This window comes from Leifsonia sp., from assembly GCF_051955155.1.
Classification (GTDB): domain Bacteria; phylum Actinomycetota; class Actinomycetes; order Actinomycetales; family Microbacteriaceae; genus Leifsonia.
On the sequence record NZ_JBQCGZ010000014.1, the window covers coordinates 1 to 7,601 of the forward strand.

11 protein-coding genes are annotated in these 7,601 nt (G+C 72.8%); 7 read left to right on the plus strand and 4 right to left on the minus strand.

Annotation, left to right across the window (positions count from 1 at the left end; all coding sequences use genetic code 11):
- On the minus strand, positions 1-186 hold a 186-nt coding region (locus tag ACTHMF_RS01515; protein WP_440316013.1), incomplete at its 3' end, for a hypothetical protein.
- A 171-nt stretch (positions 187-357) separates the two neighbouring features.
- On the opposite strand from ACTHMF_RS01515, the gene ACTHMF_RS01520 reads away from it, so the two are divergent.
- Positions 358-654, plus strand: a complete 297-nt coding sequence (locus ACTHMF_RS01520; protein WP_440316014.1) for a hypothetical protein — start codon at positions 358-360, stop codon at positions 652-654.
- Here ACTHMF_RS01520 and ACTHMF_RS01525 read toward each other — a convergent pair.
- Both ACTHMF_RS01525 and ACTHMF_RS01530 read right to left on the minus strand, forming a co-directional pair.
- Positions 651-1,244, minus strand: coding sequence for a TetR/AcrR family transcriptional regulator (locus tag ACTHMF_RS01525; protein ID WP_314149797.1), 594 nt, complete (start codon positions 1,242-1,244; stop codon positions 651-653). The two genes, ACTHMF_RS01520 and ACTHMF_RS01525, sit on opposite strands and share 4 nt — an antisense overlap.
- Before the next feature lie 9 nt (positions 1,245-1,253).
- Positions 1,254-1,868, minus strand: coding sequence for a TetR/AcrR family transcriptional regulator (locus ACTHMF_RS01530; RefSeq protein ID WP_440316015.1), 615 nt, complete (start codon positions 1,866-1,868; stop codon positions 1,254-1,256).
- A gap of 72 nt (positions 1,869-1,940) precedes the next feature.
- Here ACTHMF_RS01530 and ACTHMF_RS01535 point away from each other — a divergent pair, with 72 nt between their 5' ends.
- The 4 genes from ACTHMF_RS01535 to ACTHMF_RS01550 all read left to right on the plus strand — a co-directional run bounded on the left by ACTHMF_RS01535 (position 1,941) and on the right by ACTHMF_RS01550 (position 4,420).
- Positions 1,941-2,474: a hypothetical protein gene (locus ACTHMF_RS01535; RefSeq protein ID WP_314149795.1), complete on the plus strand. Its 534-nt coding sequence runs from the start codon at positions 1,941-1,943 to the stop codon at positions 2,472-2,474.
- 76 nt (positions 2,475-2,550) lie between these two features.
- Positions 2,551-3,147, plus strand: coding sequence for a DUF6230 family protein (locus tag ACTHMF_RS01540; RefSeq protein ID WP_440316016.1), 597 nt, complete (start codon positions 2,551-2,553; stop codon positions 3,145-3,147).
- Positions 3,138-3,689 (plus strand): DUF6114 domain-containing protein, encoded by a 552-nt coding sequence (locus ACTHMF_RS01545; protein ID WP_440316017.1) that lies wholly within the window; start codon positions 3,138-3,140, stop codon positions 3,687-3,689. Before ACTHMF_RS01540 ends, ACTHMF_RS01545 begins: the two co-directional genes overlap by 10 nt.
- Positions 3,686-4,420, plus strand: coding sequence for a hypothetical protein (locus ACTHMF_RS01550; RefSeq protein WP_440316018.1), 735 nt, complete (start codon positions 3,686-3,688; stop codon positions 4,418-4,420). Before ACTHMF_RS01545 ends, ACTHMF_RS01550 begins: the two co-directional genes overlap by 4 nt.
- A gap of 62 nt (positions 4,421-4,482) precedes the next feature.
- Here ACTHMF_RS01550 and ACTHMF_RS01555 read toward each other — a convergent pair whose 3' ends face one another.
- Positions 4,483-5,079 (minus strand): DUF1992 domain-containing protein, encoded by a 597-nt coding sequence (locus ACTHMF_RS01555; protein WP_440316019.1) that lies wholly within the window; start codon positions 5,077-5,079, stop codon positions 4,483-4,485.
- A gap of 177 nt (positions 5,080-5,256) precedes the next feature.
- Here ACTHMF_RS01555 and ACTHMF_RS01560 point away from each other — a divergent pair, with 177 nt between their 5' ends.
- Together ACTHMF_RS01560 and ACTHMF_RS01565 are read left to right on the plus strand one after the other, a co-directional pair.
- Positions 5,257-6,336 carry an epoxide hydrolase family protein gene (locus tag ACTHMF_RS01560; protein ID WP_440316020.1) on the plus strand — a complete coding sequence of 360 codons (1,080 nt, stop codon included), beginning with the start codon at positions 5,257-5,259 and terminating at the stop codon, positions 6,334-6,336.
- A gap of 668 nt (positions 6,337-7,004) precedes the next feature.
- Positions 7,005-7,490, plus strand: coding sequence for an FBP domain-containing protein (locus ACTHMF_RS01565; RefSeq protein WP_314148794.1), 486 nt, complete (start codon positions 7,005-7,007; stop codon positions 7,488-7,490).
- The last annotated feature ends 111 nt before the right edge of the window (positions 7,491-7,601 follow it).

The following is a 7,601-nucleotide window of genomic DNA, read 5'->3' on the forward strand; positions in this document are numbered from 1 at the left end:
TGGCGTCGGCGTCGGCGGAATGCCAGCCAGACTGCGCGGGAGGTCGCGCACGACCGCGTCGAGCGTCGGATCCGGCGTCGGCTGACTCACGGCCAACATGTCAGCCACCTGCGAGCGCGGCACGCCGCCGCCGCACGCGGCGCACAGCAGCGCAAGCACACCCAGCAAAACCGCGCGAGCCGCCATCAATCCCAGGACCTGAATTCATCGTAGGCCGAGGATTGTGAGCCGCCGCCGCGGTGGACGTCGGCCCCCGGCTGGCCCGGTGGCGGGCGGCCGACCGCACGCGCGGCCCCCTTCTGCGCGCCCGGGACGCGGGTGTACGGTCGCGGCACGACCACCCGAGAGGAGACCAGCATGGACCGCATCCCGGATGACGGCGTGGACGCCCCTGAGCTCGGAGACGCCGACGCCGGCGACACCGCCGGCTGGACGGACACCGACGACGGCGACGTCGACTACGCCGCAGACGATCCGATCGCCGAGGCGGACTTCGCCGACGAGCTGGTGACCAACGACGCGGTCGCCGGGGACACCGTCTGGGGCAACGACCCCGGCGCAGAGGCGCAGCCGAAGTACGACGAGCACGATCCGCAGGACGACCCGGACGACGGGATCCTGACCGAGGAGGACGTCGAGGAGGAGGGCATCTAGCCCTGCCGCACCGCGTCCACCACCCCGCGCGCGCTGCGCTCCAGGAAGTCGACGATCCGCTCGTCCGGCAGGTCGGTGCCGAGCGCGCTCTCGACGAGCGCCTCCTCGGCGAAGGCGATCCAGGAGCGCAGCGCGATGCGCAGCAGCGGCCCGTCCGGGACGCCCAGCTCCAGGAAGACGGCGGTGACGCGCTCCGCCTGCTCGCCGCGCGCCTCCTCGACCACCGACCGCACCTCCTCGTCGCCGCTGGCCACGCCGCGGACGAGCGAGTAGAACGTGCCGCGGTGCTCCCGGACGAACGCCACGATGCGCGCGAGCGTGTCCCGCAGCCGTTCCAGCGGCGGCAGGTCGGCGACGGGCTCGGTGGCGTGCAGCATGCTGTCCCGCGCCGTGCGGACCACCTCGCGGTGCAGTCCCTGCTTTGACCCGAAGTAGTGGAACAGCAGGCCGCGTGAGACGCCCGCGCGCGCAGAGAGGTCCTCGATGCTGAGCTCGTCCAGCGGGTTGTCGGCGAGGAACGCGACGCCGAGCGCGACCAGCTGGGCCCGGCGCTCGTCCGGGGTCAGCCGGGTGCGCCGGTCGGTCTCCATGCGTCGAGCCTAACGGCCGCCTCGCGCGGCGAGACCTGCGATCTCGGCGCGCAGCACCTCCAGGGCGGCCTCCTGATCTGCGGCGGTCGCGACGCCATCGAGTTCCGGGGCGTGCAGCAGTTGCAGCGCCAGTCCGTCGACAAGCGCGTGCAGTCGGCGCGCGTCGATCGCCACGTGCGGCGCATCCGCTGCTGCACCGGTCAGGACGCACACGACGTGGACGCAGATCCTCCGGATGCCCGCCGCCGCCTCGTCTCGGATGTCCGCGAGTTCCGGCAGCGCGGGGGTCTCGGCGATGAGCGCGAGGTTCACCTCCAGTTCGGCCCTGCTGTCCGGGGTCAGCGGGAGCAGCTGGCGCAGCAGCGCGAGGGCGTCGACGGGCGCGTCGCCGGTCGATACGACCGAGCGCAGGCGCTCGGTCGCCCGCGCGATCATCAGCTCGGCGGAGAACGCGATCAGCCCGGCGCGGGTCGGGAACAGGTGACGGAGCGATCCGACGACGACGCCGGCCTCCGCCGCGACCGTGCGGACGGACACCGCGCCGATGCCGCGGTGCAGGATGACGCGCCAGACCGCCTCGGCGAGCTCGGCCCTGCGCGCGTCGTGGTCGATCGTCCGTGGCATGCAGCGGAGCGTAGCACGGCCGTGCTAGCATCCACGTTGTAATACGGTCGTGCTAGTAAAACTGGGGGATGGATGCTGGTCGTCGTCATCGTCGCGTGCGAGGTGCTGTTCTGGGTATTCCTCGTCGCCGGGCTGAGCGCGCGCTACCTGCTGCGGCGGCCGCGGCTCGGCGCGGTTCTGCTCGCGCTCTCCCCCGCCGCCGACCTGGTGCTGCTCGGCGCGACGGCGCTCGACCTGCGTGGCGGGGCGACGGCCACCTTCGCGCACGGGCTCGCGGCGATCTACCTGGGCTTCTCCATCGCGTACGGCCACGCCCTCATCCGCTGGGCGGATGTGCGCTTCGCGCACCGCTTCGCGGGAGGCGAAGCCCCGCGGAAGAAGTACGGCGCAGAGTACGCCCGCGCCTGCTGGATCGATGTCGCACGCTCCGCGCTCGCGGTCGCCATCACCGCGAGCGTTCTCGGCCTGCTCTGGCTGATCGCCGGCGACTCGGCGCGCACTCAGGCGCTGCTCGACGCCGGCCGGATCGCGCTCGTCATCCTCGGCATCGACGCGGTCTGGGCGATCTCCTACACGCTCTGGCCGCGCCGTCAGCCGCGCTATTGACAATCGGTCAATAGCGTTTATGCTCGCAGAGGACTGATTGCACCGTCGCTGTCAAGTCCCCCGAACAGGAGGATCGATGAAGTTCCGCTCTCTCGCCGGCTCGCACACCGGACGCATCGTGCTCGCCGCCGTGCCCGTCGCCGTGGTCTCCACCGTCCTGATGACCGGCGTCGCCCAGGGCGCGGTCCCCGTGTCGTTCGCCGTCTCCGGAAGCCAGTTCCAGATCAGCGCCTCGAAGCTCGAGGGCACCGGGTTCTCGCAGTACGCCGGCGTCGCCCCGGACACCGCGGGCAAGCAGCACCAGGTGGCCATCGCGAACATCAAGACGGCGACCCTCGCCGACCTCTGCCAGTCGGTCGTCACGGACACCCCGCTCGGCAAGGTCGGGATGCTCATCACCGCCGGCGGCGGCGGCAACCCGGCCTCGGCGTCCGACCTGCAGATCGGCATGACGGACCTCAAGGGCGAGTCCGAGTTCCACAACATCCGGATCGGCGTCGACGCCTCGACCGTGAACACCACGGCCAAGGGCACCGCGGGCGACTTCGCGCAGGACGCGGACACCGTCACCATCTCGAACCTCCAGCAGACCGCGTGGAGCACCCAGGCCTCCGTCTTCACGCTGAGCGGCATGCACGTGCAGCTCACGGACGGCTCGAAGGGATGCTTCTGAACGCGCACGCCGTGCGCCGCGCGGACGCGCTGCGGCGCGCGGACGCCAGGGACGGATCGGGCGCCAGGGCCCGGTTCCGGCACTGGCGTCGACGCCGCCCCTTCGTCGGCGGCGTGCTGACGGCGCTCGGCGGCATCGAGATGTTCTTCTCCGGCCAGCTCGACATCGGCCGCATCCACGTGCAGCTCGGCATCGAGGGCCTGCAGGCGACGATCATCCCGCTCCTGCTCGTGCTGCTCGGGATCCTCGTCATCGCGATGCCGGCGCACCGCATCTTCTACGGCGTGATCGCGCTCGCGGTCGCGGTCTACTCGCTGGTCGGCGTGAACCTCGGCGGCTTCTTCATCGGGATGCTGCTGGCCGCGGTCGGCGGGGTGCTGACGGTGGCGTGGATGCCGAAGGCGGAGGCGAAGGCGGGTGAGGTGGCCGACGGCGGCTCCGACGCCGACGGCGCCGACCCCGTCGACACCGACACCGTCAGCACGACCGACGTCCCCGCCGACGCGGATCGCGGTCCCGACACCAAGGACGCGATCGCGTGAGCCGGCAGCGGACTCCCCGCGCTCGCCTGCGCTCGCTGGCCGGAGCGCTGCTCGCCTGCGCCACCGTGGCCGTCGCTGGCCTCGGCGCGGCGCCCGTCCCGGCGAGCACGTCCGCCCGCACGGCCTTCTGCATCCCGATCATCCTGCCGTGCAGCACGCCCGGCTCGACGCCGACGCCGACCCCGACCCCCTCCGGGACGCTGCCCGGCATCCCGGGTGTCCCCGGCGCCCCGGGCGCACCGGGCTCTTCCGGCACCCCCACCCCGACGCCGACCGCCACGCCCGCACCCGTCGCGCCGTCCGGTCCGGACGCGGGAGCGCCCGTCTTCACGCAGCCGCCGGCGCAGCTCGGCAGCCGGTCGCTGTCGTTCACCGGTCTCCCCGGCATCTCCGTCGTCACCGTGCCGCTCGCCGACGGCTCGCGCACCACCGTGCTCAAGCTCACCGCGGACAGCATCACCATCCAGGGCTTCAGCCTCACGGTGCGCAAGCAGACCGGCCCCTCGCTGGCGACGACCGCGGACACGATGACGCTGAAGGGACACGTGCAGGTGTACCTCGACTCCATCACAGCGACCGACGCGAACGGACACTCGTACACGCTCGGCGCCGACACCCCGCCGCCGAACGACGGCCTGCCGCCGCAGCTGCTCCGCGTCACGCTGGGCCTGGTCGGCGCGACCGCGGACTCGATCGTCTACACGAACACCAAGCAGCACCTGTCGGAGTGAGCGCGGGGCGGGGCCGCGCGCGGCGTCGTGAGCGTCGTCCGCATCCCCCGCGCTCTGCGCCCTCAGCGCCCCTTGCGGAGCCGCCGTCGCTCGCGCCTGCTCAGCGCGGCGAGCGCCTCCTGCTCCGCCCGGCGCGCCGCCTCCGCCGCCCGGATGCGGTCGGCGCGGCGGTCGTGCCACGCGGCCACCTCGGCGTCGACGTCGCGGGTCGGCGTGACGACGGGCGGACCGCCCTGCAGCTGCCGGCGCGCGTTCACCACGCGACGGTTGAAGTCCTCCAGATGCTCCCGCACCGCGCGCTCCGAGCCGAGGCCGTCGAGCGTCGCGTGCAGGTCCTTGTCCTCGGTGCGCAGCGTGAGCGCCGGCGGGCCGAGGCCGGTCAGCTGCTCGCGCTCGATCTTGCGGCGGATCCACCAGTCGGGATCATGCGTCCCGGTCAGCCCCTGCAGCGGCTTGCCCGCGCCCGGCAGGTCGTCGAACTCGCCGCGGCGGATGGCCTGCTGGATCGCGTTCTCGATCACATGCGCGCGCTGATCCATCGTCGGCTGCCCGGCGTTGTTCTCCTCGACAACTTCCCCGCGGGCCTCCGCGTCCCGGCGCACCCGGTAGCGGACGGCCTCGAGGCGGGGATCGCTCTCCCGTCCGCGCTCCTCGACCATGCACTCCACCCTACGCGCGCCGGGAGTGCGCCCCCGCGGAACGACTGCGCCTGCGCGCGCAGGCGCACTCGTTCCCCGACGCCGCACTCATCCCCCCACCGAGCCACACGCGTACCGTTCGTGCACACTCGCTCCGTGGAGGCGGGGTGTGTCGGAGGTGGCCCGTAGGGTCGGCGCATGGAGGCTTTCCGCATCGCCGTCCCGGAGGCGGTCATCGACGATCTGCACCGCCGGTTGGACGGGGCGATCCTGCCGGAGCAGACGCCGGGACCGGACTGGTCGGAGGGTATCCCGCCCGCCGTGCTCCGCGCCCTGGTGGAGCGCTGGCGGGCACTCGACTGGCCGGCCGTCGAGGAACGGCTGAACGCGTACGACCAGGCGGTCGCGACGGTCGGCGGCTGCCGCATCCATGTCGTGCACGTGCGCAGCGCGCATCCCGAGCGGCTGCCGGTGGTGCTCACGCACGGCTGGCCGTACTCGTTCGCGAGCATGCTGCCACTGGTGGACGCGCTGGCCGGCAGCAGGGACGTCGTCGTGCCGTCGCTGCCCGGCTACGCGTTCTCCGGAACGCTGCCCGTCCCGTTCTCCTCCGCCGCCGTCGCCGAGCGCTGGGACGCGCTGATGACGCGGGAGCTCGGCTACGAGCGGTACCTCACCTACGGCGAGGACGTCGGCGCCGGCGTGAGCGACTGGCTGGCGGGGGCGCATCCCGCCGCGGTCGGCATCGTCGCCTCGCACGCCTCGTTCTCCGCGCGCAGCCGGCCCGGCGTCGAGCTGACCGACGAGGAGCGAGCGTTCCTCGCGTCCGTCGCCACGCCCGCGGAGTCGGGCTACGCGCACCAGCAGGGCACGCGACCGGACACCCTCGCCGCCGCGCTGGTCGACTCCCCCAGCGGGCTGCTGGCGTGGATCGCCGAGAAGGTGCGGGCGTGGAGCGACGGTCACCGCCTGATCGAGGACGACCCGGACGGGCTGCTGACGAACGTCGCGCTGTACTGGCTGACCCGGTCGATCGGGACGAGCTTCCGGCCGTACACGGAATCGCCGGACGGCGACGAGCTGCATCCCGTGATCGACGTGCCGGCGAGCATCCTCATCCAGACGCACGAGGCGGCCTACCCGCGCAGCCTCGCCGAGAAGAGCTACACCGACATCCGCCGCTTCGAGCGGCTCACGCGCGGCGGCCACTTCACCGCGTGGGAGGCGCCCGCGCCGGTCGCGGAGGCGATCGAGCTCCTCGCCGCCGAGCTCGAGTGAGGTTCGTCGCCGCACCCGGTTGACAAACCGTTCTGCGCCATTACTGTGTGCACTAAGCAACCGGACGGCAGGCCGGACCGTATGGGGACGGGCGGCAGTACTGCGATTCCCGGTGGGCGGCGACCGGCATCTCGGGTGTCCCGGTCGCCGCCGCGCTTGTCCGCGTCGGGGAGCGCGGCGGCTCAGTCGTAGCCGAGGATGACCACGTCCTCGATCCGCAGCCTGTCGGTGTCGGGCTCGTCTTCGATGGCAACGCTGGTCATGCAGAGGATGTTAGGCAGCGCCGGCACCCCTGGTGTATCGACGCCGTGGACAATACGCGCTCCGGTTTCGCCAGCGTGTACAGCGCATCCCGTCCCGACCGCCCGGGCGTGTCGTAGACTGTCCGCGTGGATCCGTTCATCTCGTCTCCGCCCTCGGGGCGTTTGGAGGTCGTCGGCGTCGTCATCGCCGGCGTGAGATAGCCCCGTCTTCGTTCGCGTGATCCCGCGCGCCCTCTTCGGCGCGCCCGCTCGCGGCCGCTTCCGCGCGCCCACCGCGCCGTGACGGCCGGCACCGCCGCGCACGCCGCCGATCGGCCGGCGTCCGCGTTCCGCGAGCACCGCATCCCGGACCCGCAGCGCCACGCGCTGCCGCGGCCCGCAGACCGACAGACAGGAAACCACTCCATGCTCCCCCTGACCGAACAGCAGCTCCGCGCCTCCTTCGTCAACGCCTCGCAGCGCGAACGGAAGGAGCTCACTCTCCCCGACCTGGCCGCCGTGCGCTGGGACGACATCGATTACCTCGGCTGGCGCGATCGCAAGAACCCGAACCTCGGCTACGCGATCGCGGAGGTCGACGGCGAACCCGTCGGCGTCCTGCTGCGCAAGGCCGAGGGCGGCGTCCGCAGCCGCCCGCAGTGCTCGTGGTGCGAGGACGTGCACCTGCCGAACGAAGTCGTCTTCTTCATCGCCAAGCGCGCCGGCGCCGCCGGCCGCAACGGCAACACCCTCGGAACGCTGGTGTGCTCCGGCTTCGAGTGCTCGGCCAACGTGCGCAAGCGGCCCGCCCTCGCCTACGTCGGGTTCGACGTGGAGGCGGCGCGCGAGCAGCGCATCCAGGCCTTGCGCGAGCACGTGACCACCTTCCTCCGCCGCGTCATCGCGGAGTAGCCGGGCGACGGGGACGCGGGGGGGGCGGCCCCCCCCCCCCCCCGCCCCCCGGGCCCCCGCCCCCCCCCGGGCGCGAGGGACTGCTCTCGAACACCCCTCACGCCCGCCCCC